Genomic DNA, 25197 nt, shown 5'->3' on the forward strand with positions numbered 1-25197 from the left:
GGGATACCGCGTTACTCCCGCTTGCGTGGGCCCCGGCTGCCGAGCCCGTGCTCCCGCAGCTTGTTGGCCACCGCAGTGTGGGAGAGCTTCAGCCGCGCACCCAGCTCCCTGCTGCTGGGGTAGCGCGCCAGCATCTCCTGTAACAGCTGTTTCTCAACGCTGCGCATGATCTCCCGGAATGTCATCCCCTCGCCCCAATCCTCCCAGGGTGTCAGTGACACCGGCTGCAGCGCCGGCAGGTCAGTCTCTTGCAGCTCCTCAGCACCCCGCCGGCGACAACGGCTCCAGGCCTCCGCCAGGTGATCTCGCAGTTCAGTAAAGTTACCCGGCCAGTCGTGTCCCCGCAGCTGTGCAATGCACGCCTCGCTCAGGGACGCGGAACCACAATCCTCCGGCAAGGCACGGGCGAACCGCTCCAGTTCTCCGCGCATCTGGCGCAGCGGAGGGAGGTGTAACGTGAGACTGGAAAACAGCTGTCCCAGAGCCGGCAGCAGCGCACCGGGATCGCGACAGGTCGCCACTAACCGCAACTCCCCGGGGCACTGGCGGAGCCGGCGAACCAGCTGGGCGGCCTCGCTGGCGGAGAGCTGGTCCAGGTCGTCCAGAATCAGTGTCCCCCGGTCGGGCAGGCGACCGCTGTCGCGGGGCAACCCCGCTCCACAGCGCCAGCGCAGGCAGCGACCGCCAGCGGCAAGTGGCGACAGGAAATGGAACGCGCCGGCAAACGTGGATTTCCCGGTGCCCGGCTCCCCACAGATCAACACCGGCGAGCCCAGCGCAGCCATGTCCTGTAGTTGCAGACAGGATTCCCGGCGGTGCCCATAGTCCCAGAGAATCGCCAGATCGCCGGCCTCGTCGACGGTCGCATTGGCAGGATCAGGGCTCAGGGTAATCACCGCACCGGCCAGGGAGTCGATGGTGGCGGGACTGTCCTGAACGGGAATCGGCGTCCACTCCAGCTGGAAAGCGCGCCCGCGGACGGTTACCGGCACCCCAAAGCGCGGCGCCGTCAGGTCCCGCAGCAGCTCGTCAAGTCGCAGGTCCGGGAAAAACCGCTGTAACTGCAGCCCCGGCACCCGGTCGAGACTCACACCGAAAGCGCGTGCCGCAGCCAGGTTGGCGGCCACGATGTGTCCCTCCCGGTCCACCGAGAGCACCGGCTCCGACACGTGGCGCAGCAGCGTATCCAGCTCGAAGTGCCGTCGCTCTGAAGGAATCAGGCTGATCCGGCGCACCCGGCGGATGCCCGGCACTCGTTCCAGAGCCTTTTCAATGGCCCGGTACTGGGTCACCAGCAGTCCGGGGACATGGAGATAGACCTTGTCACCGCTGTCCCCACCCAGTTCTCCGGAGACCACATTGACCCGAAAATCGGTGAAAATGTGCATTATCTCCTGCAGAATCCCCACGCGATTAGCGCAAGTTATCTCGATCCTCACCGTGCACCTGTAAACTTTTGTTTACAAGAAGTGTAGCGCTGAAGCCCGCAACAGGACAATCCGACCGATCCCGTCCTCCCCACCGGCTGCATCGGAGCCTAAGAATAGGTGTCCAACCTAATAAGAAGAGTTGAGGTAACCCGCGAGCGGGTCTCACAGAGGAGCAGCCGAATGAAAAGTGACAGCAAAAGCAGCGGCAAGAAAGGCACCAAGTACGTTGCCCGGGAGCCGGATGCCGACGGCATCATCCACTATTCCGACGTGGAGCATGACACCTGGCGGCGACTGATCGAGCGCCAGCGCAAGATCATCCCGGGACGGGCCTGTGATGAATACCTGCACGGTTTGGAGCTTCTCGACCTTCCTACTGACCGCATTCCCCAACTGCATGAAGTCAGTGACGTGCTGCGGCGCGAAACCGGCTGGGAAGTCGCCCGGGTGCCGGCACTGATCGGATTCGAGACCTTTTTCGGGCTGTTGGCGGACCGCAAGTTTCCGGTGGCCACTTTCATTCGCACGCCCGAAGAATTCGATTACCTGCAGGAACCGGACATCTTCCACGAGATCTTCGGCCACTGCGCCATGCTCACCAATCCCGCGTTTGCCAATTTCACCCAGAAGTACGGTGAACAGGGCCTCGCCGCATCCCCCAAGGAACGGGCCTACCTGGCCCGCCTGTACTGGTTCACCGTGGAATTTGGCCTGCTGCAGACCAGCGACGGCTTGCGTATCTACGGTGGCGGCATCCTGTCCTCACCGAAAGAGACACTCTACGCACTCAGTAATGAGCCCGCGCGCTATGACTTCGATGTGCTGGATGCCCTGCGCACCCCCTACCGCATCGATATCGTGCAGCCGATCTACTACATGCTGAATGACCTGCAGCAGCTCCAACAGCTGACCGAGATCGACCTCATGGCCAAAGTCCGCGAGGCCATCGAGCTGGGATTGTTTGAGCCCCGCTTCCCGCCTAAAGACGCCGCCTGAGGCGCACTTTTTGCCGGCTTGGGGCACCCCCGAGCCGGCGAAAAATTCAACTACCAGCAGCATTTTTTGGAGACTATCGTTACGGCATCTGGTGGCGCGTTAGCCAACCGATTCCCGACGGGTCGCCCTGTTAGGGTCGGATGACAGCAAGGCGCGTAAATGGGCCGGAGTATTTTGTACCACTGCCGGCTGCAAAAGCATCGCCGAGGGAGATATTCCCCCGCCCAAACGGGAGGCTTTTAGCATTATGTCCTCACTTGATGCGATCGACAGACAACTTCTTGCCATATTGCAATCAGATGTTAGCCTCTCCATCGAGGAACTGGCGGAGCGGGTCGGGCTGACCAAGACCCCCTGCTGGCGCCGGGTGCAGAAGCTGGAGAAAAGCGGCATCATCCGCCGCAAGGTGGCCCTGCTCAACGCCGAGATTCTCGGCCTGCCGGTCTCGGTCTTTGCCCAGGTCAAAACCGACCAGCACACGGCAGAGTGGGCGGACGCTTTCGCGGCGCACATCGCCACCCTCCCGGAAGTGGTGGACTGCTACCGCATGGCCGGCGACTACGACTACCTCCTGCGCATCGTCGTCAGCGATATCGCGGCCTACGACCGCTTCTACAAGGAGCTGATCCGCCACGTCGGCATCAGCGATATCGTGTCGAATTTCGCCATGGAGCAGATCAAGAGCACCACGGAGCTGCCAATTCCTTCTGGCGACAAAGAGAAAGAATAAACCGGCGGCGCGCCTCGGTACCGTGAGCGCGCCCGCTGCACAATAATCGGCCGCGCGCTCCCGCACAGCGGTCACAGTAGTTTTTTGAGGTAACGATGGCCGCCTGCGACGCACTTCTGGCCCGTATCCGTGAAGCCGTGATCGGCGAGCGGATGCCGCTTTCCACCCCTTTCGGCACACGCCCCCTGATCTATGCCGATTACACGGCATCCGGGCGCGGGTTGACCTTTATCGAGGACACCATCCGCAACCAGGTGCTGCCCTGGTACGCCAACACTCATACCGAGACTTCGGCTACCGGTCGCCAGACTACCGCCTTCCGCGAACAGGCCCGTGCTGCCGTGCGCCGCTCGGTCAATGCCGATGATGAGCACGCCGTGATTTTCTGCGGTTCCGGCGCGACCGCCGCCATCAACCGCCTGGTTGACAGCCTCGGCCTGCGCCAACCGGCGGTCGAATACGCTTCGGGCAACGAGGAGCAACTGCCGGAACACCTGCGTCCGGTGGTCTTTATCGGCCCGTACGAGCACCACTCCAATGACCTGCCCTGGCGCGAGTCCCTGGCCCAGGTGGTAACCATCCCGCAGTGCGCGAAAGGCGGCGTGGACCTGGCGGCACTGGAGGCAGCCCTGCTCCGCTACCGGGACCGTCCGCTCAAGGTCGGCAGTTTTTCCGCCGCTTCGAACGTCACCGGCATCCGCACCGACGTCGCCGCGGTTACAGCGCTGCTGCATCACCACGGTGCGCTGTCCTGCTGGGATTACGCCGCTGCCGGCCCCTACGTCCGCGTCGATGCCGCGGGCGACGGTGATCGCACGCGCATCGATGCACTGTTCATTTCCCCGCACAAATTTGTCGGCGGCCCGGGAACACCCGGCGTGCTCGTCATCGATCGCGGGCTGCTGCCCGCCAAGCAGCCGGCAGTGCCCGGCGGCGGTACCGTGTCCTGGGTTGGCCCGGAGAAACACACCTACCTGCCACCGGGTGAGCGCCGCGAAGAAGCCGGAACCCCGGCAATTGTGGAATCCGTCCGTGCCGGTCTCGCCTTCCAGCTCAAGGATGCCGTCGGCGCAGAGGAAATCGAACGGCGTGAAGCGGAGTGGCTGCAACGGGCCTTCGCACGCTGGGCAGATAATCCCAATATCGACATTCTCGGCGGCATGCAAGCAGAGCGGGTCAGCATCGTCTCCCTGCACATCCTGCGGGAGGGCAAGCCCCTGCACCACGGTTTTGTGGTCGCGCTGCTCAACGACCTGTTCGGCATCCAGGTCCGCGGCGGCTGTTCCTGCGCCGGCCCCTACGGACACGCCCTGCTGCACCTGACCCCGGAACAGAGTGAGGCCCTGGAAAGCGTGGTCGCCGGCGGCGAGAGCCTGCTCAAGCCGGGCTGGGTGCGATTGAACTTCAACTATTTCCTCGATACCGAAACCGTGGATTACCTGATTGACGCGATCGACCTGATCGCTGACCAGGGTTACCGGTTGCTGCCCTATTACCAGTACGATGCGGATGCCGGAGTCTGGCGCTACCAGGGTGCACATGGTGAACCGCCGTTGCCGCTGTCCCTCGACGGTGGCCTGGCGCCTGCGCCTGATCGCGTCGATGCGCCACTGGCAGAATTCATCGAGCAGGCACGTGCCATCCTCTCCGAGCCGAGGGGCGAGATCTGCGCACAGCCGATTCTTTCCCCGCGGGCAGAGAACCTGCGCTGGTTCAATCTCTGACTGCAGCTTTGGCCAGTGGCAAAGGAACCATCGCATCCACTGCGGTGGTTCCAGCCATGGCATCATCCATGGATAATGCAGGAAAGCCGATAAGCAAGGACGTGCAGTGGCGGAGACCTCCCTCTTTCAATCATTCTTCCTGATTTTCAGCGGCGCGGCCCTGCTGGCCACGCTGGCGCTCTATGGCCGACAGCCACTGCTGGTGGCGTATATTGCGCTCGGGGTCCTGCTCGGGCCGTCTGTGCTTGGCGTGGTCAACAATGTCCAGCTGCTGGCCGACATGTCCACGGTGGGCATCATCTTCCTGCTGTTCCTGCTCGGCCTCGACATGCAACCGCAGGCCCTGGTGTCGGTGATCCGCAAGGCGACTTTTGTCGGGCTTGTCAGCTGTGCCGTATTCCTCGGCCTCGGCTACGGGCTGGGCAGGTTGTTTGGCTTCACCACCGTGGAGTCCTGGGTGATCGGCATGGCGATGATGTTCTCCAGTACCATCATCGGCATCAAACTGTTACCCACCACCGTGCTGCATCACAAGCATCTGGGCGAATTGATGGTCGGCCTGCTGCTGTTCCAGGATTTTGTCGCCATTGCCTGCCTGATGATCCTGCTGAGCGGCAGCACTGGCCAGGTGGATTTTGCCCAGCTTGGTATCTCCTTCGCAGCCCTGCCCCTGCTGGTGCTGGTGGCCTGGGCGGCGGTCAAATACGTGCTGCTGCCGCTCTTCACCCGCTTCGACCGCTTTCACGAATATATCTTCCTGCTCGCCCTTGGCTGGTGCATGGGAGTAGCGGAGCTTGCGGAAATTCTCGGCCTGTCGCGGGAAATCGGCGCTTTCATCGCCGGTATCACCATGGCAACGAGCCGGATTTCCCAGTACATCGCCCTCAGCCTGAAGCCCCTGCGGGACTTTTTCCTGATCCTGTTTTTCTTCAGCATCGGCGCCCAGTTCAAGCTCTCCATGGTGCCGGAAATTGCCCTGCCCGCCCTGATTACCGCGGCCGCCGTGCTGGCCGTCAAGCCGCTGATATTCCGCCTGCTCCTCGGCAGCCAGAGTGGTCAGAAGGTGCTGGCCTGGGATATCGGTTTTCGCCTGGGGCAGATCAGTGAATTCTCCCTGCTCATCGCCTTCCTTGCTGCCAGCCAGCAGCTGATCGGCAGCGGGGCCTCCCACCTGATACAGGCCACTGCGATTCTCACTTTCCTGGTGTCCTCGTACATCGTGGTGATGAACTTCCCGAACCCCATCGCGATCAAGGATGAACTGCGCCGGGATTGAGACCCACCGGGACCACTACCTGGCGGCCAGGCCACGGCTGCGCAAGCCAAACAGCCGTGGAATATCGCGGGCAAACATCAGGTAGAGACAGGGCACCAGGAGCAGCGAGATGGTGGTGGCGGCGAGAATGCCGTAACCAAGGGAGATGGCCATCGGAATCAGGAACCGGGCCTGCACCGAGGTTTCGAAAATCATCGGCATCAGACCGCAGAAGGTGGTCACCGTGGTGAGGATGATCGGCCGGAAGCGGCGCGCAGCCGCGCGCTTGATCGCATCTGTCACCTCCACACCCTGCTCCCGCAGGCGGTTGCCGTACTCGATCATCACCAGGGTATCGTTGACCACCACCCCCGCCAGCGCGACCATGCCCAGCAGGCTGATCATGCTCAGGCCATAGCCCATGATCAGGTGTCCCATCAGGGCCCCGATGACCCCAAAGGGGATCGCCACCATGACCGTCAGTGGCTGTATGTAGCTCTTCAACGGGATTGCCAGCAACAGATACAGGGCGGCCATGGTGAGCGAGAAGGTCAGCCCGAGGGAGCTCAGCCCCTCGCGCTCCTCGGCCTGGCGACCCTCATAGGAGATCCCGAGGCCGGCAACCTCCGCTTTCAGCTGCGGCACGATGCTCTGTTCCAGTTCGTTGATTACCAGAGCGGCCTGGTCTGCGGGCTCGACGTTGGCGGTTACCGTCATCACCCGGCGCCCCTCTCGGCGATTGATACCTGCATAGGCTCGTCCCTGTTCGATTTCAACCAGGTCCGGCAGCGGTAACCAGACATTGCCCGCGGCCTGGATCATGATGCTGGAGATATCCTCCAGCGAGCCTCGCTGCTCCTCCGGCAAACGGGCCATGACTTTGACCTGGTCCCTGCCGCGCTGCTGGCGCATGGCCTCGGCACCATAGATGGACGCCCGCAGCTGGCGCCCGATTTCCTCCGCAGTCAGCCCCAGGCTCTTGGCCGTTTCGGTAAGGGTGAGGTCCAGCTGCTGCTTGCCGAGCGAAATACCGGGGTCGATATCACTCACCCGTGGGAAGTCCTGCAGAGCTCTGGCCAGGCGCAGTGCAACTTCCTCCAGTGTTCTGGTGTCACTGTGGCGCAGTTCGACAGTCAGGGCCGGGCCGGCACCCGGCCCGCCGCGATCGGCAGCAAAGCTGGAACTCAGCGCGCCCGGTATCGGGCCCACCTCGCGCCGCCAGTCCCGCACAAACTCCCCGGTAGTGAAGGAACGCTGGTCGGCCGGCACCAGGTAGACATCGACCTGCACGGTGTTATCGCGGATCAGTCCACGCATCCCCAGGAAAGCCTCCTCTCCCCGCTTCTGCCCGAGGACCCGTTCTCCGGCGGCGGAAATCTGCCGGCGGGCCCGCTCCAGCTGCTGCTCCGCGGTACCCGCGGGAAACGTCACCTGTACGCGGCCCGAGTCCCGCTCCACCCGCGGCAGCAAGGTGAAGCCCATGCGCCCGCTGGCAGCGTAACCCGAGACCACCAGCAGCGTGGCAAGCGCCACTGCGATGGTGCTGTAGCGGTGACGAATACACACATCGAGAAACGGCCTGAAGCGCCTCTCAACGAAACGGTCGAGGCTTCGCGCCACCATTTTCTGACGCGCGGCAAAGCGGCGTGCGCGGCGGTTGCGATAGCCGCGGTGGGAATACGCCAGGTGCGCTGGCAGGATAAACAGTGCCTCGACCCAACTGATGACGAAAACCGAGCCGACTACCAGGGGAATGATGCCGAAAATCTTGCCCATAAAGCCGGGCAGGTGCATCAACGGAACGAAGGCGACGATATTGGTGAGGATGGCAAAGGTCAGGGGCACCGCCACCTGCCGGGCCCCGGCGATGGCTGCCTCCAGGTTGCTGTAGCCGAGCCGCCGCCATTCATAGATGTTTTCACCGGCGATGATCGCATCATCCACCACGATACCGAGGGCGATGATGAAGGCGAACATGCTCACCATATTGATGGAAATGTCCATCGCCGGGAGGAACAGCAAGGCACCGAGGAAGCTGGTGGGAATTCCGAGCGTGACCCAGAAAGCGAGCCGCAACTCGAGAAAGGCGCCTAGAACGAGGAACACCAGCATCAGGCCGATAAAGCCGTTTTTCAGCAACAGCGACAGGCGCTCGCGGAAAATCTCCGAATCATCATCGCGAATACTCACCTGGACACCGTCCGGTAACGTCGGCGTCACTTCTGCCAGCACCGCGCGGGTGGCCTCACTCACGCTCATGGGTGTCTGGTCGCCGATGCGGAATACGTCGATGCCCATGGCCGGCTGGCCGTTGAATTCCATATTGCGCGGCTCGTCCACCAGGGCGTCGCGGACAGTGGCGATATCCCGCAGGCGCACGGTTCCGCCACCAGTGCCCTGCACCACCACCACCTCGCCGAACTCCCGCGCCCAGTCCCGTCGCTCGGTGACCCGCACGAGCACTTCACCGGCGCCGGTCTTCACCCCCCCTGCCGGCACATCCACCGCAGCGTCACGGAGCAGCTGCGCCACCTGCGGCAACGAGAGCCCGTAGCGGCGCAGGTCCTCGCGGCGGATTTCCACCGCCACCTCGATATCGCGAACACCGTAAGCCTCCAGCATGGTGATATCGGGGTGGGCCTCCAGCTGCTCATACAGCTGCATGGTGATATTGCGCAGGGCGTGAATATCGATATCACCGTGAACCACCAGATCCAGAACGTCGCGCTGGTGGTCGGCGAGACTGACCTGTGGCCGCTCGATATCACTGGGGAAGGTGGTGACGCGATCGATCGCCTGCTGGATATCCTGGTAAACCTTGCTGCCGTCGGCATCTTCATCCAGCTCCAGACTGAGGGTGGCACTGCCCTCGCTGGCGGAGCCGCGCATCTCATGAATACCCCCAATACCCTGTACTGCCTGCTCGGCCGCAACCAGCACACCGCGCTCAACCTCTTCAGGACTGGCGCCGGGATAGCTGATCTGCACGGTGACCATGCCCAGGCTGAAATCCGGAAATACCTCTTTTTTGACCAGTGTCGCGAAGACCAGCCCGCCGAGAATCAATACCAGCATCAGCAGGTTGGCCGTCACGTGGTTGTGGGCCATCCAGGCGATGGCACCGCCATGGAGTTCCACCGGCTCTCGCCTTGGAGGGGGATTTGACTGCAGTCCGCTCACCCGCGCCCTCCATGCCTGACAGGGGAACCAGCTTTGCCAGCCCGTTTCCGGTTCGGCCCCTCCGGCCCTTTCTGACCGTTGCTGTCTGGCTCCTGCTGTCCGTCCCCGGCCGGATTCTGCGAGCCGGCTGGCCGCTGGCCCCGATTCCCCTGCTCTGCCTCTCCCGGCGCGCCGCTGACCCGCACCTGCATGCCTTCGGTCACGGCGGTGAGTCGCGTCGTCACCAGTAGCTCACCGCCGTTGAGCCCCTGTTCCAACACGGCGAAGTCACCACTCAGGTAGGCGACTTCCACGGGCTGGACCTGAATGCGTCCGTCCCGCACCACCCAGACGCGGCCGCCGTCCTGCAGAGCCGCCAGCGGCAGTCGCACGCGTTCACGTTCCGCCGGACTGACGATGGACACCCGCGCCAGGTCGTTGAGAAGCAGCTTTGGTGTGGCAGCTTCGCCGCGGGACAGTGGATCCTCCAGCTCCACCAGAACGCGGGCCAGACGGCCCTGCTCCTCCAGCACCGGGATCAGGCGCACGAAACTGCCCCGGCGATAGGTTTCCACTGGCCACTGGCTACCGCGAATACGCACCTCCGCCCCCTCGCGCCGCAGTCGGGCGAGCTGCACCGCCGGAATCTCCACCTCCACCTGGAACAGGTCTGCACCCGCCAGCTGGTAAAGCACGCTCCCCGGCCCCACCCTGTCACCGATGTCGACGCTGCGATCGACCACCAGCGCGTTGAACGGAGCGCGGATCTCGGTAAGGCGCAGGTCCCGTTGCGCAAGGCGCACCGCCGCCTCGGCAGCCTGTACCCGCGCCTCGGCAGCTGCCAGCTGGGGCTCGCGCAAGACCAGGGCACGATCCGCCTCGGGAAGCGAACTGCCCAGTAATTCATATTCTTCCTTCGCCACTGCCTGCTGGCCGCGTTCCTGCTGCAGTTCTGCACGACGCTCTGCCAGGGTACTGCGCGCCGTCTGCAGGGCCAGCTCGTAGGGCTCACGCTCGATACGTGCGAGCAGCCGCCCAGCCGGTACCGTGGATCCCTGGCCGAGATCGTAATCGAGCCACTCCACCCGCCCCTCCACCTGGGGCTCCAGGTCCACAGTCTCCCGCGGGCGCACCCGCCCCAGCGCTTCCACAGTCACCGGGTAGAGACCGCGCTGAGCCTCGACCACTTCAACCAGCGGCGCGGGCGCAGGTCGCTCAGCACGGCCCATGGTGGGTTTCTCGCGCAGAAACCAGCTCGCTACCAGCACGGCTGTTACCAGCACGCCCACAGGGAAGACGAAATTCCAGTTCAGGCGCTCCAGTATCAAGTGCCCCCCTGCCGGTAGATTTCCAGCTCCACCGGTTGCGGTGTTGGAAGGTTTTCTCCGGGAAGGCCGCCCGAGAGGGCACGATAGAGTACGACGCGGTTTTCGATCAGCTCGCGCTGTGCACTGAGGAGTTGCCTTTCGAGAGCCTGCTGCTCGTTGGTGGCGGTGAGTACATTGAGAAAATCCACTGTGCCCCGGCTGTAGGCGCGCCGCTGGCGTTGCACGATCAGGTCCGACAGCCGGGCCCGCTCCTGGAGGAAATCCAATCGCTCACGCACGGCCTGCTCCTGGATCAGCGCCCGCTCCACCTCGGACAGGGCGTTCAGCACCGTATTTTCCAGCAGCGCCCAGCGTTCCTGTTCCAGTGCTTCCTGGCGGCGCTGTTCCGATGACAGTCGAGCGCCATCAGAAATCACGCCCTCCGCTGCGGCGGTCAGCGTCAGCAGCCAGTCCCTGGTGATGTCACTGATCGATGGACCACCGCCACTGTAGAGAGCGGACAGGCTGATCACTGGCAGGCGCTCCGCCCACGCCTGCCGGGCAAGATAGTGGCCCTCCAGCAGGTTGCGCTGGGCCTCCATCACGTCGGGCCGACGGAGCAAGAGCTGCGCAGGCACTCCTGTATCCGGGAGCTTCGGCAGTGCCGGTAGCCCGATCACCGGCTCTACCATGGATCCAAAATGCCCCGGCGTGGTCCCCACCAGGGTGGCCAGCTGTACCCTCAGCACCTCGATGTTGAATTCGGTCTCCGTCAGCTCCTGCTGGGACTGCTCGACGAGCTGGCGCTGCTGCAAGACATCCGCGGCCGCGCTGATGCCACCGCCAAAGCGGAGCTCCAGTACACGCAGGGTCTTGCGATTGGTATCGAGCTGCTGGCGCAGCAGGTCGCGCTGCCCCCACTGTTCGCGCAATTGCAACCAGGTGGTGGCCACCTCGGAGGCGAGACTGAGCGCGGCCGCCTGCAGGCTCTCTTCACTGGCTAACCGGGCCGCTTCCGCCGCCCGGGCTGCGAAGCGGACCCGGCCCCACAGGTCGACTTCGTAACTGGCTGCGAGGCGCCCACTCCAACTGCCGCCCTCGTTTTCGCCACCGGAAAAATCAAAGTCGCTGTCCTCCGACCGTCGCTGCTCAGTGTGCTCGAGCCCGCCGGTCAGCTGCGGCCACAGACCGGCGCGGGCGCCCCTGGCCACTGCAGCGGCCTGCTCCAGCCGCCACAGTGCCGCGCGCAGGTCCGGACTACCGGTCAGCGCCTGCTGTACCAGGGCGTCCATCTGCGGATCGTGAAAGCTCCGCCACCAGAGTTGCGGCGGCGCTTCAGCACCGGACAGGGAGAAATGGTCCGGCAGCCCCAGTGCCGATTGCGGTAACCCCGGCGGCAGTGGCTGTGCAGCACAACTGGCCAGCAGCGGCAGGACGATGACCAGGGTTCGCGAGACAGACAAGAACACCACCGCGTTGATCGTTTCAGGCACAAATAAAGAAATTATCGTCCAAAAGTGGTGGCGCCGGGCTCAGCCACTGGCCAGGTTGGTGCTCCCTGAGCCAGCCAGAGAGGACATTTTTCTATTCCGCACAGAGGGAGTGCTCTTGGGGCCTGACTCCGGTATCATGGCGGCGCCGGCAAATAGTGATCACAAATTCGAGCGGTCGCTATCAGTGTCACGGCAGCCCAACGGGCCCGCATCGCGGTAAACCCGGCCAGGTCGGCTGCCTTTGGCCCCGCCGCGGAACTGATTACCATGCATTGCCCGGGTTCAAGACCCCGGTTGCCACTGACAGCAAAGGTAGACGAGACAAATAATGAGCAAGCATCAACCACTCGCCCACTGGGAAGACATCCTGCTGCTGGACCAGCAGCTCAGCGACGAAGAGCGCATGGTCCGTGACACTGCGCGCGAGTACTGTCAGTCGCAGCTAATGCCGCGCATCCTCGAAGCGAACCGCCACGAGGTGTTTCACCGTGAGATCATGAGCGAAATGGGCGAGCTGGGGCTGCTGGGCTCCACCATCGAAGGCTACGGCTGCGCTGGGCTGAATTACGTTTCCTACGGCCTGGTGGCCCGGGAAGTCGAGCGCGTCGACTCCGGCTATCGCTCCGCCATGAGTGTGCAGTCCAGCCTGGTGATGTACCCCATTTCCGCCTACGGCAGCGAAGCCCAGAAAGAGAAATACCTGCCCAAGCTGGCGACCGGTGAATGGGTTGGCTGCTTCGGCCTGACCGAACCGGACGCGGGCTCGGACCCGGCCGGTATGAAAACCCGCGCCAAGAAAGTCGACGGTGGCTATCGCATCAGCGGCGCCAAGATGTGGATCACCAACAGCCCGATCGCTGATGTCTTCGTGGTCTGGGCGAAGGACGACGAGGGCATCATCCGCGGCTTCATCCTCGATAAAGGCATGGAAGGACTGAGTGCGCCCAAGATCGAAGGCAAGTTCTCCCTGCGCGCTTCCATTACCGGTGAAATCGTGATGGACAACGTCTTCGTGCCGGAAGAGAACAAGTTCCCCGACATCGGCGGCCTGCGCGGCCCGTTCGGCTGCCTGAACCGCGCCCGCTACGGTATCTCCTGGGGCGCCATGGGGGCGGCGGAGTTCTGCTGGCACGCAGCGCGCCAGTACGGACTGGACCGCAAGCAGTTTGATCGCCCGCTGGCGCAAACGCAGTTATTCCAGAAAAAGCTGGCGGACATGCAAACCGAAATCACCCTCGGTCTGCAGGCTTCCCTGCGTGTCGGCCGCCTGATGGACGAGAACAAGGATTTCGATCCCACCATGATCTCCCTGGTCAAGCGCAATAACTGCGGCAAGGCACTGGATATCGCCCGCGTTTCCCGCGACATGCACGGTGGCAATGGCATTGCCGACGAATTCCATGTCATCCGTCATGTGATGAACTTGGAAGCGGTCAACACCTACGAGGGCACCCATGACGTGCACGCCCTGATTCTGGGCCGTGCCCAGACCGGCCTGCAGGCATTTTTCTAAACCAGTAGCGCGGGCCGGCCAACCCGGTCCGGTCCGCGCCGCCCGGCCTGCGCCGCCCCGTAAGTGGTGACAGGCGCCGGCTACCCCTCTACCATCTGCGGGTCAATTTCTCCCTCGACTCACGACCCCTGACATTCCTATGGAACAACTGCTTTTCTGGTGCGACCTGATCGGCATCGTGGTATTCGCCTTCTCCGGCGTTCTCGCCGCGGGTCACAAGCAGATGGATCTCTTTGGTGCCGTGGTCCTTGCCTGCGTGACCGCCACCGGTGGCGGCACCCTGCGCGATATCATCCTCAACGTGCCGGTATTCTGGCTTCAGGACAGCTACTACCTCTGGCTTGCCACGGCCACCGGCATCGTCAGTTTCTATCTGATCCGTTACCTGGCGGTTCCCATGCGCCTGCTGAAGATTGCGGACGCCATGGGGCTGGCGGTCTTTGTGGTGATCGGCACGCAGAAAGTCCTGGGCCTCGGCCACTCCCCCGCGATCGCCATCGTAATGGGGGTGATGACCGGCACCTTCGGTGGCCTGATCCGGGATATCCTCGCCGGTGATATTCCGCTGCTGCTGCGACGGGAAATCTACGCCACCGCAGCCCTGAGCGGCGCGGCCGTGCTGGTATTACTGGATTCGAGCGGTACACTGCCGGGAGAGGTTGTGGTCGGTATTGGCGTCCTTGTGACGCTCTCCATCCGCCTGGCCGCGCTGCGATGGAATCTCTCGGCCCCAATCGCCCGCTTTGGCAACCCAGGTCAATAACGCGCAACCGCGCCGGACACGGAATCCCGCTGTGACTCACCCGACTGCACTGAAAACCCTGCTCGTCATTATCACCCTGGCAGTGCTCGCTGCATGCGAGCGCAATGAGCCGGCCCAGGCGCAAGAGAGCGCAGCGGCAGCGCAACTGCAGGCCAGACCCTGCTGGTTCCAGGTGGATGACAGCTGGCCGGTTACCCAGTGCTTCATGATGGAAGTGCCGGAAAATCATGAGAAACCCGAGGGGCGCACCATCCGCTTCCCGGTGGTTCGCTTTGTAGCCAGCGAACAGGATCCGGACAAGTTCCCGCTGCTGCACCTGGGTGCCGGTGGTCCCGGTGCCAGCATGGGCCTGGAGCCGGAGAACGCCAGTGAATGGCTGTGGATCAACTACGCGGCCATGACCGTGGAAAACGGCCGCGACCTGATCGTGATCGATCCCCGCGGCACCGGCATGGCCGAACCCCGGCTGTCTTGCACAGAATTCATCGAGGATGCCACCACCGCATTCCAGCGCCCGCTGACCGCCGATGAAGAGGCCCGCGTATTCAGCTACAGCCTCGAGCGCTGTTACAGCCGCCTCAGTAAAAAAGCGGACCTCGCCCAGTTCAACAGCATGGCGGTCGCCCGGGATGTCGAGGCGCTGCGCGCAGCGCTCGGCGTCGAGAAGCTCAACCTTTACGGAGTCTCCTATGCGTCCCGCTATGCGCTGACACTGGCCAGGGAGTTTCCGCAGTCAGTGCGCACACTGATCCTGAATAGCGCCGTATTTCCCGACATTCCCTACATCCAGCAACTGGCCGAGGACTCCCTGGCAGCTTACCAGCGGGGCCTCGACTTCTGCGGCGCTGACAAGCTGTGTGCCAGTCGCTATCCAAACCTGCAGCAGCGGCTGGAAGCACTGGTGGAAGAGCTGGACGAGTCACCCTTGACAGTACCGATCGAGCACCCGTATGCCGACGGCGAGTTCCCGTTTGTCATGACTGGCCAGCGCCTGTTGCGCGTCCTGTTCCAGGCCCTCTACGACGAGGGGTTTTATCCGGAGTTTCCCGCAGTGATCGAAGGACTGGAGAAAGACGATCCCGGCCCGGCCCGCGAGGCAGTCAGCCAGTTCATGGCCATTATCCTTGACCCCTACTTCGGCGACGCCGCTGGCATCAGCCACTTCTGTTTCGAGGAAGCGCCCTTTGTTGACTTCCGTGAGGCGCGCAAGAAAGCCGACACCACGGGAATCCTTGGCGGAGCGGTGCGCTCGGACCTGGCACTGATGCAGCTGCAATGTCGCATCTGGGCCATTCCTCCGGCTGGCCCGGTGGAGGCAGAAGCCATTGCCGCGCAGGCACCGACCCTGATCCTGCACGGCGCACTGGACCCGGTGCTGGATGCGGAAGATGCCGGTCGTGCCCGCAAGGCAATGCCCAACCACCAGTGGCTACTGTTTCCCCAGCTGGCACACGATGTCATCTCTGCCAGCAACTGCGCAGAGGGCGCCGCGGCAGAATTTCTCAATGACCCCAGCCAGCCGGTGGTGGAACAGGCGCTCGTGTGCAGGAAGGACGAGATCGCCGTCCAGGCCGCCGAGCAGTCGCAACAGCCGGCGGATAGTCCCCGCCACTCACCACCACCGGTGATCAAAGGCGGCAACGACGGGGAGAGCGCTAAACAGGAAGCCGAAAAGGCCGAAAGCGAGGAAAACGAGGACAGCAAAGCCTCGACTCCTGCGCCATAGCCGTCTCTGTTCTCTGATGCCCGATGAAACCGGGGCGCTCACAATGAGGCGCCCCATCTCGGTGTTGCAATCAGTGTATCCCCTGCCCCCCGATCCAGGCTGTTGTTCCTGACCACTCCCATGCCAACCCGCCGACACCGGTTTCCTCCCCTTTGATGCTAGAGCCAATAAGCCCACGCCAAAGTGGCTCAGCTAGCACAAAAGTACCACCTGAACTCCTAGACTTTGCTCGTTAATTGAGCACTTTCACTTCACCAGGTGCCGGGACCGACAGGGATTTGGGTCCCAGCCAGTAATCGCAAGATGACAGGGATGGTCACACATGCTCGCGAGATCCTCTAACGCGCCGGAACCTCACTCCGGCGCTACCAAGCCCTCTCTCAGGGGTTCCATCGCCGTTGCCGCACTAGCCGCAGGGATCACCGGTATCGGGACGGCTGAGGCCGGCGATGCCGGTTATCCGGATTTCTTCAGCCCCCCGGAGCTGAACCTTTACACCAACATCATGCTGGACACGGGTTACCAGAAATACACCAACAACCCGGACTGGTTCGACGTGGTTCGCCCGACCCGCCTCCCGGCTTTCGAGGAAGAGTACGAACCGGATGGCAAGTGGTTCCAGAGCGTGCGCCAGAGCCGCATGGGCTTCAAGGGCACTTCCCAGACACCCTGCGGAGAGGTGAAGACCCATTTCGAATACGAACTGTTTGGTGTTGGCGCCGACGCGGGCCAGACGACCTTCCGACTCCGCCACGCCTGGGGTGAATTCTGCCAGGTAGGGGCCGGGCAGACCTGGAGCGTATTCATGGATCCGGACGTATTTCCCAATACCATCGAGTACTGGGGCCCCAGCGGGATGGTGTTCTTCCGCAACGTGCAGTTGCGGTGGACACCCTGGCGGGACGGCGACTCAAGCTTTGCCGTCTCTCTCGAGCGTCCGGGGGCAAGCCGTGATCAAACGCCCTATGAGGATCGCATCGAGCTGCAGAATATCCGCCCACACCTCCGTTGGCCGGATATCGCGGCTCACTACCGGGCCGGCACCGACTGGGGTTACCTGCAGGTCGCAGGCATCGTCCGCCGTATTGAATGGGAGGACATTCTCGACGACGAGTTTGACTTGAGTGGCGACGAGACCGGCTGGGGCGTCAACGTTACCTCAAACATCAAAATGGGTTACACGGTGCTGAAGCTTGGCGCCGTGTATGGCGAAGGTGTGCAGAACTACATGAACGATGCTCCGGCGGATATCGGCGCAGTCCTGCAACCCGATAACCCCGTGACCCCCATCACAGGTGAAGCCCTGCCGATGCTGGGGTTGATCGCTTACCTGGATGTGAACTGGAACAAGCAGTGGACCTCGTCCATCGGCTATTCCAGTCTCGATATCAACACCACCGACGGCCAGTTGGATTGGGCCTATGAAAAGGGAGAATATGCGTCGGTCAATCTTCTCTATCACCCGACTGACAAAGTCTTCCTCGGGCCAGAACTCCAGTATGCAGAGCGGGAAAACGCTCGCGACGGCTTCCGCTCTCACGACTTCCGTGTCCAGTTTTCCATCAAGTACATGTTTGATATGACCCTGAGAGGAGATCGCAATGATTGACCCACGATATTCGCACTCGTGGCTGCACGGATTACTCCGGCTGCAACTATTGACATTGCTGCTGGCAGCGGTGATCTGCGCACCGGCGCTGGCCATGGAGCCCAAACAGATCCAGGCAGCGCTGGATCGGGCCTACGAGAAGTACAAGGGCCTCAAGGAGGGTGCCAACGCGGACTACATTCCGGTACTCGCCGAAGTCGACTCGAACATTTACGGTATTGCCCTGGTGACACCGGATGGCAAGGTGTATACCGCCGGTGACGTGAAATCTGAGGTTTCGATCCAGTCCATTTCCAAGGTATTCACCGCCGCCAAGGTGATGGAGGAGTCGGGCCCCGATAAGATCTTCGGCACCATCGGCGTCGACGCTACCGGCATGCGCTTCAACTCCATCGTTTCCATCGAGATGTCCAAGCAGGAATTCGGTGGCCCAGAGATGAATCCCCTGGTCAACCCCGGCGCCATTGCCGCCACCAGCATGGTCAAAGGCAGCAGTCGCGACAACATCTTTGACAGCATCCTGTCCTTTTACTCCGACTTTGCGGGACGGAAGCTCTCGGTCAATGAAGAGGTGTTCAAGTCCGAGTCAGACACCAACCAGCGCAACCAGGCCATAGGCATGCTGATGTATGCCTATGGCTACATCAAGGACAATCCCCAGCAGGCCACCGACATCTATACCGAGCAGTGCTCGGTCAGCGTCAACGCCAAGGACCTTGCCACCATGGCCGGCACGCTGGCCAACGGTGGGGTCAACCCCGTGTCGCAGAAGGCAGTCATGAAGCCCGACAATGTGCCCAAGCTGCTGGCGGTAATGGCTACTGCAGGACTCTACGACGACTCCGGCAAATGGCTGTGGCGGACCGGCCTGCCCGGCAAGAGCGGTGTCGGTGGCGGTATCATCGCCGTGTCCCCCGGCAAGTTCGGCATCGCAGTCATTTCGCCGCCGCTGGATGCAGCGGGTAACAGTGTCCGGGCGCAGAAGGCCATCGCGGACATTTCCAACGCGCTGGGCGGCAATCCTTACGCCGTTATGCCGATCAAGAACTAGCATCACCCCGGCCGGGTTGCCGGCCGCCATCCCCCGCCCCGGCTGCTGTCGGGGCGATTCCCCTCACCGATCTGCGCTGGACACCGACACCGAATCCCCTTAATTTGGGCGCCATAACGACCAAAAAAAACAGCGACGGAAACCCAGCGTGCCATGACGAAAGATTCAGTGGTTTCAGTACCAGACCTTGCCAGAGCCCTCAGTGCGCCCTCAACAGATAAAGCCCGTAACCTGGTGATATTGGACTGCCGCTTCGATCTGGCAGACCCGGAATCCGGCAGGCGCCGGTTTGCCGCAGGGCATATCCCCGGGGCTGTCTATGCCAGCCTCGACGAGGACCTGTCGGATCCCGTGCAGCGCTATGGTGGCCGCCACCCCCTGCCCTCAGCGGAGCGTTTCCAGGCTTTTGCCCGTCGGGCCGGTATTGGCAGCAACACCCGGGTAGTGGTCTATGACGACCAGCGGCTCGCTTTCGCTGCCCGGGCCTGGTGGTTACTGCGCTTTTTCGGCCATGAGTCGGTTGCAGTACTGGACGGCGGCCTCTCTGCCTGGGAGCGTGCGGGACAACCGCTGGAGTCCGGCTCAGCGGCTTCACCGCGTGCTGAGGGTGATTTCTCCGCACGACCGGGAGCAATGCCCACCGTTCACTATGAAGCAGTGCTGGAACACGTCACCAGCCCCCCCTGGCGACTTGTAGACGCGCGGGAGGAGGCACGATTTGCCGGACACCGGGAACCGATCGACCCGGTCGCGGGACACATTCCCGGTGCCGTCAACAAACCGTGGCAATCTGCCACCAACGAGGACGGTAGCCTGAAGACCAGCGAGGAACTGAAGCACCTGTGGCGGGACCTTCCCAGCGAGGAGCCGCTGGTGCATTACTGCGGCTCCGGCGTCACTGCCTGTGTCAATCTGTTCGTACAGCATCGCATCGGCCGCAAGGACGGGCTGCTCTATCCCGGCAGCTGGAGCGACTGGTGCGCCCATATTCTCTATCCGTATGGCGAGCAGGATGCCCCCGCCGAACCGGCTGTATCCGGTGACCTGGCCTGAAGCGGACTTCGCGGCAGCAGTCCCACTGAGAAGTCATGAACAAAAAAGCGCGCAGCCTGGCAACAGCTGCGCGCTTTTTGTTTTCCACAGCAGGGGCTGCTGGGGCTTGTGCTCCTGCCGGGTCAGCGGATCAGGCAGGCACCGGTTCCCGCCAGGCCGCAATAACCTTCGGGATTTTTCGCCAGGTATTGCTGGTGGTAATCCTCGGCGTAGTAGAACGGGTTGGCCATGGCGATTTCAGTCGTAATCTCGCCGAGCCCCTTGTCCGCCAGTGCCTGCTGGAATGCCTCTTTGCTCTTGCGGGCCTGCTCAAGCTGTTCCTCATCGAAACAGAAAATACAGGAGCGGTACTGCGTACCCAAGTCATTGCCCTGGCGCATCCCCTGGGTCGGGTCGTGGTTTTCCCAGAATGCCTGCAGGAGGTCACCGTAGCTGATTTTCTCCGGATCGTAGACCACCAGCACAACTTCCGCGTGGCCGGTCCGGCCGCTGCACACCTCGTCGTAGTTGGGGTTTTCGGTACAGCCGTCGGAATACCCGGCGGCCGTGGTGTAAACCCCGTCCATCTCCCAGAACAATCGTTCAACCCCCCAGAAACACCCCATACCGAAAATGGCCGCTTGCATGCCTTCCGGAAACGGCTCCTTGAGCGGATGGCCATTGACGAAGTGCTCATTGGTAATTTCCATGGGCTCGGGGCGACCGGGCAGAATCTGGTCTGCACAGGGCATCTTGAACTTGTCGTATTGCATCAGTAAACCTCAACCGCCGGCTTGGCCGGCAATCATCAGACATCCGGTGGCTTTCATGGGCTGCTTGACTGTCCATTCCCGGTACTCAGCGCCCAGTTTGTCTTCCGCTCGCTCGGCAAGGCGACGGAAAGGGCTACGGCCGGGATCCGCCAGCACCACACACCCCACCCCCGCTTTGAGGGCACGGCGTGTCAAATTGTAGAGTGGCGCCTCCAGCTTGTCCCAGAAACAGATATCCGTGCCGATAATGGCATCGTACCGTGCCAGATCATCGCCAGTGACCCGCTCGTAACGACAGCGCCAGGTCTGCACCGTCACGCCGTTCAGCTCGGCATGGTAGTGCACGAACGGAAAGACACTGGGGTCCGCATCCAGTCCGGTCACCCTGGCGGCAAACTGTTTAGCACAGAAGATTCCGCCCAGCCCCCAGCCACAGCCCAGGTCCAGCACCCGCGCACCGGGCTTCAGCGGGTGTCGTTTCAGGTAATCCATCGTCAGACAAGAACTTTTCCAGAACTTGTTGCCGTGCAGGCTGGGTTCACCCGCCTCCCGGCGCAGCCGACGCATGTCAGGGTGAGCATTCTGGCGCACGGTCAGGCCAAAGAGGCGCCGGGTATGATTCGAGTCGGGCATGATGCTTCCTTACGTCTCCTCAGGCTGCTCGGTTCAGGTTCCAATGCCAAGTGGCGCAAGTGTATCGCCTGCGAAGACGTTTTCCAGTCCTTTGGTCTACCTTTATTGCCATAAACCATTTGCGAAAGTTGTGCTCTGTAAGTGCACAAAAGTTTTAGCGGGTAAGGGAATGCGCGCAAGATTTGGCCTCTGTCTCACCGGTCTTATGGCCGCCGGATCCATGCACCTTCAGGCAGTGCCCATCTACCAGTCGGGTGAAGTCACGCTTTACATGTCCGGCTATTTCAGTGCGAACCAGGTCAACGCTCAAGGCGACACAGAAATGCGGGACGGCGCCTCCCGCATCCGCATCGGGCTCAATGTGCCCGCTTACAGAAACTGGGATACCGGATTCAACCTGGAGTGGGGTGTCAGGGCCATCTCCTCTGCTTCGCCCCTGTTGATCCAGGGTAACCAGCAAGCCTCATTCGGAGACCGGGATCTTTCCCTGTTCCTGCGCCAGGGACACGGGTTTGCCAAGCATGACTGCTGGGGTGACTTCACTGTAGGAAAACAGTGGGGCATTTACTACGACGTCGCTGAATGGACCGACTGGTATGAAATTTCTGGTGGACTGGGCAGCGGCGCCTATTCACTGGGTACCGATGGCGGCGTTACCGGTACCGGTCGTGCCGACAGCGCCCTTACCTGGCGCAAGCGCTGGGACCTGTTTGGTGGTGAGTTTCAGCTGGGCCTCCAGTACCAGGCGCATACACAGGGCCTGGAACTGGATGTGATCGGTCTGGATCTGGATATCGAAGGGCTGGAACCGGAAAACACCGAGCTGGTGTGCCCCCCGGGTGACTGTGAGTTCGAGTTGGGCCATGCCGTTTCTCTCACCTATCGCGCGGATATTGGCGATGGACTGGAATTCGGAAGTGCATACAACCGCATGAGAGTGGACGTGCAAAGTACACGCGGCCGCGTGTTTGATATCAGTGATCCCCTGGAACCGGTCCTCGTCACCAGTAGCTACAACTTCAATGCCAGCGAGGATATCTGGGCCTGGATCGCGGGCATCAATTACGGCAAGGGGCCCTACCAACAGGGATTCTATGGGGCCGTCGTCTATCAGCACTCACAGAACAACGAGCTGGCCCCAGAGGGGACTGTGGACTCAATTGCCAATTTTTTTGATGCGAGGGGCTCAGAGTCGCTCTTTACTTATACCTGGGGGGCACGGGACTGCTACTCCGTCTATGCAGGCCACAACTACCTGCGCTCTGACGACCCGGAATTTGAGGAAGCACTGATCGATGCGAACTCCTTCCGGCTGCGCAAGTACTACCTGGGTTTCCACTACAAATGGAATGAACGCATCACCCTCTATACAGAGAACACCATCGACGACAGCAACGAAATCGGCCGCATCTTTGCCGACGATGTCATTGCCGTCGGTTTCCGCATCGACATCTGATAATCTAGCCGCCCGGGTTTCAAAAGAGGGAAGCCAACCCTGTGGCCAGAATTATCCTGCTGATCGCCCTGGGCATTTTCGCCCTGGTTGCCTGGCGCAAGTTCGAAGCGACACCGCCCCATCAACGGCGCAAGCTCCTCCTGCAATGGTCCCTCATTGCTGTGGCCCTGCTGGCCGTGCTGCTGGCCATTACCGGCCGGCTGCACTGGGTGGGCGCCGCCGTGGCGCTGGTGCTGCCCATCCTCGGTACCACTCTGCGCTGGCTTGGTCGCCACCTGCCCTGGATCGCACCACTGATCGCCCAGCGGGCCCAGGCCCGGCAAAGAGAAAAACAGCAACAGGAAGGCGCTGAAGGCGACAACGGACAGCAACGTCAGGGGCCGCCGATGACGCCAGAGGAGGCCCGCCAGGTACTGGACGTAGGGCCGCAGGCAACCCGGGACGAGATCATCGCTGCCCACCGCCGACTGATCCAGAAGCTCCATCCGGATCGAGGCGGTAACGACTACCTGGCCGCCCGCATCAATACTGCCAAGGAACTGCTGCTGAAAAATCTCTGATCGCTCAGCAGCGGCACAGCAAGTGCACGTAGCGCGCCAATTGCCGGTAGGGGTCCACCCTGCTGTACTCCAGCTCTTTCTCCACGATCGCGGCGGCCGGGAGCTTTTCACGAATCGAAGGTGTCATGTAATCGTGGAAACAGCGGATGCCGCTGTGGCTGATGATCTGGAGCCCGTGCTGGGCGAGCCAGTCTTCCACCCATTCGAGCCGAAGGGGATTCTGTGGCGTCAGGCTGCCCGGGTGGCCGCCCCAGAAGCCGGTGTCGATATTACGGTCCAGCTGGCGGAAGCTGCCCCGCTGCAGCAACCGGAACTCCAGCGCACGGCGATTGTAGAAAGTCAGTGAAAGGTAACCGCCGGGCCTGAGTAGCCGGCGCAACGCGGCCACGGCCGAGTGCGGTTCCGCCAGCCATTCGAGGACGGCATGGCAGAGCACCAGGTCACGATCACAATGTGCCGCAGAGTCAGGCAATTCCTGTAACGGGCAATTCAGGAACTCCACCTGCCCCTCCAGCCCACGATCGCGGGCATGTTCCCGCGCCTGCTCCAGCATGGCGGCAGAGATATCGGCAATCGTCACCTGATGCCCCGCCTCCGCGAGGTCCAGCGCAAACTGCCCCTGGCCGCCTCCGGCATCGAGTACCCGCAGTGCTCCCGGCGCCTCGCCGAGGAACGGCGCCAGATCCCGGTTCAGCACGGCCAGGCGGACTTCGCCCTTCAGGCCGCCGTAGATCCGGCTCCTGAACCGGTGCGCCAGATCGTCAAAGTTGCGGTCCTGCATGTCAGTCAGGGCCCCGGTCGTCACTACCTTCAACCACCTCACAGCGGCGGCGGTTCTCGGCGATTTTAGACGCGACCGCCGCCTCCAGGTCCACTCCCAGGGTCGCGGCCAGTTTCAGCAGGTACATCTGGATATCCGCCAGCTCTGTCGCAACGGCCCCGCCCTCCTCCGACCGGAGCAAGGCCTTGATTTCATCATCCGAGCGCCACTGGAAATGCCTCGTCAGCTCGGCCACCTCCACGGAGAGGGCCATGCAGAGATTCTTGGGCGTATGGTGGTGGCTCCAGCCACGCCGCGTGGCGACCTCATCGAAGGCATCGAGAATCTGCTGGCTTTCCATATTATCTGTCCCGGGCCGGGTGCAGGGTCTTTCCCTCTGCAGCAAGGATGGACTGCAGGGTACGGGAACGGAATTCCCGCCGATAGAGGACAACGACCACGGTGACATAACTGGCGATGAAGAGCAGCGGATGAATGAACCAGCCCATCACCGCCATGGCGAAGTAGTAGGAGCGCAGGCCGTAGTTGTAACTGTGGCCGGCCTGGTCGATGACCTTGGCAGTACTGATGGCGAAGCGGCGCCGCTCATCCGCATCCATATCCTCCGAATCCGGCGCGGGCGCGGCACCTATCAGGACATTGGCGAAGGAATACTGGCGCAGCGACCAGGTGAAATTAAAGAAAGCAAAGATAAAGATAAAGATCAGCAGCAGAACTTTCAGCTCAAACAGCGCAACCGAGGTGGGCTCAGCGAAGGGCAAGGTACTCAGTACCTCGATCGCCGCTTTGTTGGCTGTCAGGGCAGTGACGAGACCCGCGAGGATCAGGATGCTGGTGGAGGCGAAGAAACCGATCACCCGCTCCAGGTTGCCGATGATCGCCGTATCCGGCATGCGCATATCGCGCTCCAGCATACGCAGCATCCACTCCACCCGATACCATTGCAGGGATGAAGCGAGGCACCAGGCAACCTTGGCCCGCTTACGCGCAAAGACCGTGTACCCGGCCCAGGTCACCAAAAAACCAGTCAAGCTGGCGAGATCCAACCAGGTCAACCTCTCTCTCCGTGTTCGTCTACATTTATGCTGCCGACAGGCGACGCAGTTTTCGCCCCATCGAGCCCCTTGTCAACACTGTTTTTGCGCTGTCCCCCGAAGGTAGAATAGTGCCCACGCAAAGGGCTTCTCGGGGTTACCCGGGCACCGA

The 25197-nt window shown here is 62.1% G+C and carries 21 protein-coding genes; 12 read left to right on the forward strand and 9 right to left on the reverse strand.

From position 1 onward, the window contains the following. Positions 1-11: 11 nt before the first annotated feature. Positions 12-1388: a TyrR/PhhR family helix-turn-helix DNA-binding protein gene (locus tag LVD12_RS01725; RefSeq protein WP_237065178.1), complete on the reverse strand. Its 1377-nt coding sequence runs from the start codon at positions 1386-1388 to the stop codon at positions 12-14. Positions 1389-1610: 222 nt separating this feature from the next. On the opposite strand from LVD12_RS01725, the gene phhA reads away from it, so the two are divergent. The 4 genes from phhA (at position 1611) to LVD12_RS01745 (ending at position 6156) form a co-directional block, all read left to right on the forward strand. Further along, positions 1611-2426: a phenylalanine 4-monooxygenase gene (gene phhA / locus LVD12_RS01730; protein WP_237065180.1), complete on the forward strand. Its 816-nt coding sequence runs from the start codon at positions 1611-1613 to the stop codon at positions 2424-2426. Positions 2427-2673: 247 nt separating this feature from the next. Continuing rightward, on the forward strand, positions 2674-3156 hold the full coding sequence (locus LVD12_RS01735) for an Lrp/AsnC family transcriptional regulator (RefSeq protein WP_237065182.1): 483 nt from the start codon (positions 2674-2676) through the stop codon (positions 3154-3156). A 95-nt stretch (positions 3157-3251) separates the two neighbouring features. Continuing rightward, complete coding sequence (locus tag LVD12_RS01740; RefSeq protein ID WP_237065184.1) at positions 3252-4880, forward strand: aminotransferase class V-fold PLP-dependent enzyme; 1629 nt, start codon at positions 3252-3254, stop codon at positions 4878-4880. 106 nt (positions 4881-4986) lie between these two features. Beyond that, on the forward strand, positions 4987-6156 hold the full coding sequence (locus LVD12_RS01745; RefSeq protein WP_237065185.1) for a cation:proton antiporter domain-containing protein: 1170 nt from the start codon (positions 4987-4989) through the stop codon (positions 6154-6156). A gap of 15 nt (positions 6157-6171) precedes the next feature. On the opposite strand, the gene LVD12_RS01750 is transcribed toward LVD12_RS01745, so the two are convergent. The 3 genes from LVD12_RS01750 to LVD12_RS01760 are packed head-to-tail and all read right to left on the reverse strand — an operon-like array spanning position 6172 to position 12064. Beyond that, positions 6172-9273, reverse strand: coding sequence for an efflux RND transporter permease subunit (locus LVD12_RS01750; protein ID WP_237065186.1), 3102 nt, complete (start codon positions 9271-9273; stop codon positions 6172-6174). 38 nt (positions 9274-9311) lie between these two features. After that, positions 9312-10622, reverse strand: a complete 1311-nt coding sequence (locus tag LVD12_RS01755; protein WP_237065187.1) for an efflux RND transporter periplasmic adaptor subunit — start codon at positions 10620-10622, stop codon at positions 9312-9314. Next, the gene (locus LVD12_RS01760; protein ID WP_237065188.1) at positions 10619-12064 is read right to left on the reverse strand and encodes an efflux transporter outer membrane subunit; all 1446 of its coding nucleotides are present in this window, start codon (positions 12062-12064) and stop codon (positions 10619-10621) included. The genes LVD12_RS01755 and LVD12_RS01760 overlap by 4 nt, the downstream gene beginning before the upstream one ends. Positions 12065-12422: 358 nt before the next feature. On the opposite strand from LVD12_RS01760, the gene LVD12_RS01765 reads away from it, so the two are divergent. The 6 genes from LVD12_RS01765 to LVD12_RS01790 all read left to right on the forward strand — a co-directional run bounded on the left by LVD12_RS01765 (position 12423) and on the right by LVD12_RS01790 (position 19809). Next, positions 12423-13607: an acyl-CoA dehydrogenase gene (locus LVD12_RS01765; protein ID WP_237065189.1), complete on the forward strand. Its 1185-nt coding sequence runs from the start codon at positions 12423-12425 to the stop codon at positions 13605-13607. A gap of 139 nt (positions 13608-13746) precedes the next feature. Further along, positions 13747-14370: a trimeric intracellular cation channel family protein gene (locus LVD12_RS01770; protein WP_237065190.1), complete on the forward strand. Its 624-nt coding sequence runs from the start codon at positions 13747-13749 to the stop codon at positions 14368-14370. A 31-nt stretch (positions 14371-14401) separates the two neighbouring features. Beyond that, positions 14402-16096 (forward strand): alpha/beta fold hydrolase, encoded by a 1695-nt coding sequence (locus LVD12_RS01775; RefSeq protein ID WP_237065191.1) that lies wholly within the window; start codon positions 14402-14404, stop codon positions 16094-16096. Between the two features lie 322 nt (positions 16097-16418). Further along, positions 16419-17705: a DcaP family trimeric outer membrane transporter gene (locus tag LVD12_RS01780; RefSeq protein ID WP_237065192.1), complete on the forward strand. Its 1287-nt coding sequence runs from the start codon at positions 16419-16421 to the stop codon at positions 17703-17705. Beyond that, entirely contained in the window at positions 17698-18756 is a 1059-nt protein-coding gene (gene glsA, locus LVD12_RS01785) for a glutaminase A (protein ID WP_237065195.1), read from the forward strand. Before LVD12_RS01780 ends, glsA begins: the two co-directional genes overlap by 8 nt. A gap of 153 nt (positions 18757-18909) precedes the next feature. Beyond that, positions 18910-19809, forward strand: a complete 900-nt coding sequence (locus LVD12_RS01790) for a sulfurtransferase (protein ID WP_237065197.1) — start codon at positions 18910-18912, stop codon at positions 19807-19809. A 122-nt stretch (positions 19810-19931) separates the two neighbouring features. Here LVD12_RS01790 and msrA read toward each other — a convergent pair whose 3' ends face one another. Then, a complete protein-coding gene (gene msrA / locus LVD12_RS01795; protein ID WP_237065199.1) occupies positions 19932-20561 on the reverse strand; it encodes a peptide-methionine (S)-S-oxide reductase MsrA in 630 nt (209 codons plus the stop codon). A gap of 9 nt (positions 20562-20570) precedes the next feature. Next, a complete protein-coding gene (locus LVD12_RS01800; RefSeq protein ID WP_237065201.1) occupies positions 20571-21194 on the reverse strand; it encodes a class I SAM-dependent methyltransferase in 624 nt (207 codons plus the stop codon). Positions 21195-21363: 169 nt separating this feature from the next. Here LVD12_RS01800 and LVD12_RS01805 point away from each other — a divergent pair, with 169 nt between their 5' ends. Both LVD12_RS01805 and LVD12_RS01810 read left to right on the forward strand, forming a co-directional pair. After that, positions 21364-22650, forward strand: a complete 1287-nt coding sequence (locus LVD12_RS01805; protein WP_237065203.1) for a porin — start codon at positions 21364-21366, stop codon at positions 22648-22650. Positions 22651-22691: 41 nt separating this feature from the next. After that, positions 22692-23210, forward strand: a complete 519-nt coding sequence (locus LVD12_RS01810) for a J domain-containing protein (RefSeq protein ID WP_237065205.1) — start codon at positions 22692-22694, stop codon at positions 23208-23210. Positions 23211-23214: 4 nt separating this feature from the next. Here LVD12_RS01810 and LVD12_RS01815 read toward each other — a convergent pair whose 3' ends face one another. From LVD12_RS01815 to LVD12_RS01825, 3 genes are read right to left on the reverse strand one after another with little or no spacing between them, the layout of a single operon-like run. Continuing rightward, positions 23215-24015, reverse strand: a complete 801-nt coding sequence (locus tag LVD12_RS01815) for a methyltransferase domain-containing protein (protein ID WP_237065207.1) — start codon at positions 24013-24015, stop codon at positions 23215-23217. Next, positions 23993-24331, reverse strand: coding sequence for a nucleotide pyrophosphohydrolase (locus tag LVD12_RS01820; RefSeq protein WP_237065209.1), 339 nt, complete (start codon positions 24329-24331; stop codon positions 23993-23995). The genes LVD12_RS01815 and LVD12_RS01820 overlap by 23 nt, the downstream gene beginning before the upstream one ends. 1 nt (position 24332) lies before the next feature. Next, positions 24333-25046 (reverse strand): DUF599 domain-containing protein, encoded by a 714-nt coding sequence (locus LVD12_RS01825; RefSeq protein ID WP_237065210.1) that lies wholly within the window; start codon positions 25044-25046, stop codon positions 24333-24335. Positions 25047-25197 lie beyond the last annotated feature (151 nt).

Source organism: Microbulbifer guangxiensis, from assembly GCF_021729075.1.
Lineage (GTDB): Bacteria > Pseudomonadota > Gammaproteobacteria > Pseudomonadales > Cellvibrionaceae > Microbulbifer > Microbulbifer guangxiensis.

Excerpts from the sequence above, each read along its gene's own strand:
- LVD12_RS01725 (WP_237065178.1), bottom strand. The coding sequence starts at position 1,388 with ATGCACATTTTCACCGATTTTCGGGTCAATGTGGTCTCCGGAGAACTG.
- phhA (WP_237065180.1), top strand. The coding sequence starts at position 1,611 with ATGAAAAGTGACAGCAAAAGCAGCGGCAAGAAAGGCACCAAGTACGTT.
- LVD12_RS01735 (WP_237065182.1), top strand. The coding sequence starts at position 2,674 with ATGTCCTCACTTGATGCGATCGACAGACAACTTCTTGCCATATTGCAA.
- LVD12_RS01740 (WP_237065184.1), top strand. The coding sequence starts at position 3,252 with ATGGCCGCCTGCGACGCACTTCTGGCCCGTATCCGTGAAGCCGTGATC.
- LVD12_RS01765 (WP_237065189.1), top strand. The coding sequence starts at position 12,423 with ATGAGCAAGCATCAACCACTCGCCCACTGGGAAGACATCCTGCTGCTG.
- LVD12_RS01770 (WP_237065190.1), top strand. The coding sequence starts at position 13,747 with ATGGAACAACTGCTTTTCTGGTGCGACCTGATCGGCATCGTGGTATTC.
- LVD12_RS01780 (WP_237065192.1), top strand. The coding sequence starts at position 16,419 with ATGCTCGCGAGATCCTCTAACGCGCCGGAACCTCACTCCGGCGCTACC.
- glsA (WP_237065195.1), top strand. The coding sequence starts at position 17,698 with ATGATTGACCCACGATATTCGCACTCGTGGCTGCACGGATTACTCCGG.
- LVD12_RS01790 (WP_237065197.1), top strand. The coding sequence starts at position 18,910 with ATGACGAAAGATTCAGTGGTTTCAGTACCAGACCTTGCCAGAGCCCTC.
- msrA (WP_237065199.1), bottom strand. The coding sequence starts at position 20,561 with ATGCAATACGACAAGTTCAAGATGCCCTGTGCAGACCAGATTCTGCCC.
- LVD12_RS01800 (WP_237065201.1), bottom strand. The coding sequence starts at position 21,194 with ATGCCCGACTCGAATCATACCCGGCGCCTCTTTGGCCTGACCGTGCGC.
- LVD12_RS01805 (WP_237065203.1), top strand. The coding sequence starts at position 21,364 with ATGCGCGCAAGATTTGGCCTCTGTCTCACCGGTCTTATGGCCGCCGGA.
- LVD12_RS01820 (WP_237065209.1), bottom strand. The coding sequence starts at position 24,331 with ATGGAAAGCCAGCAGATTCTCGATGCCTTCGATGAGGTCGCCACGCGG.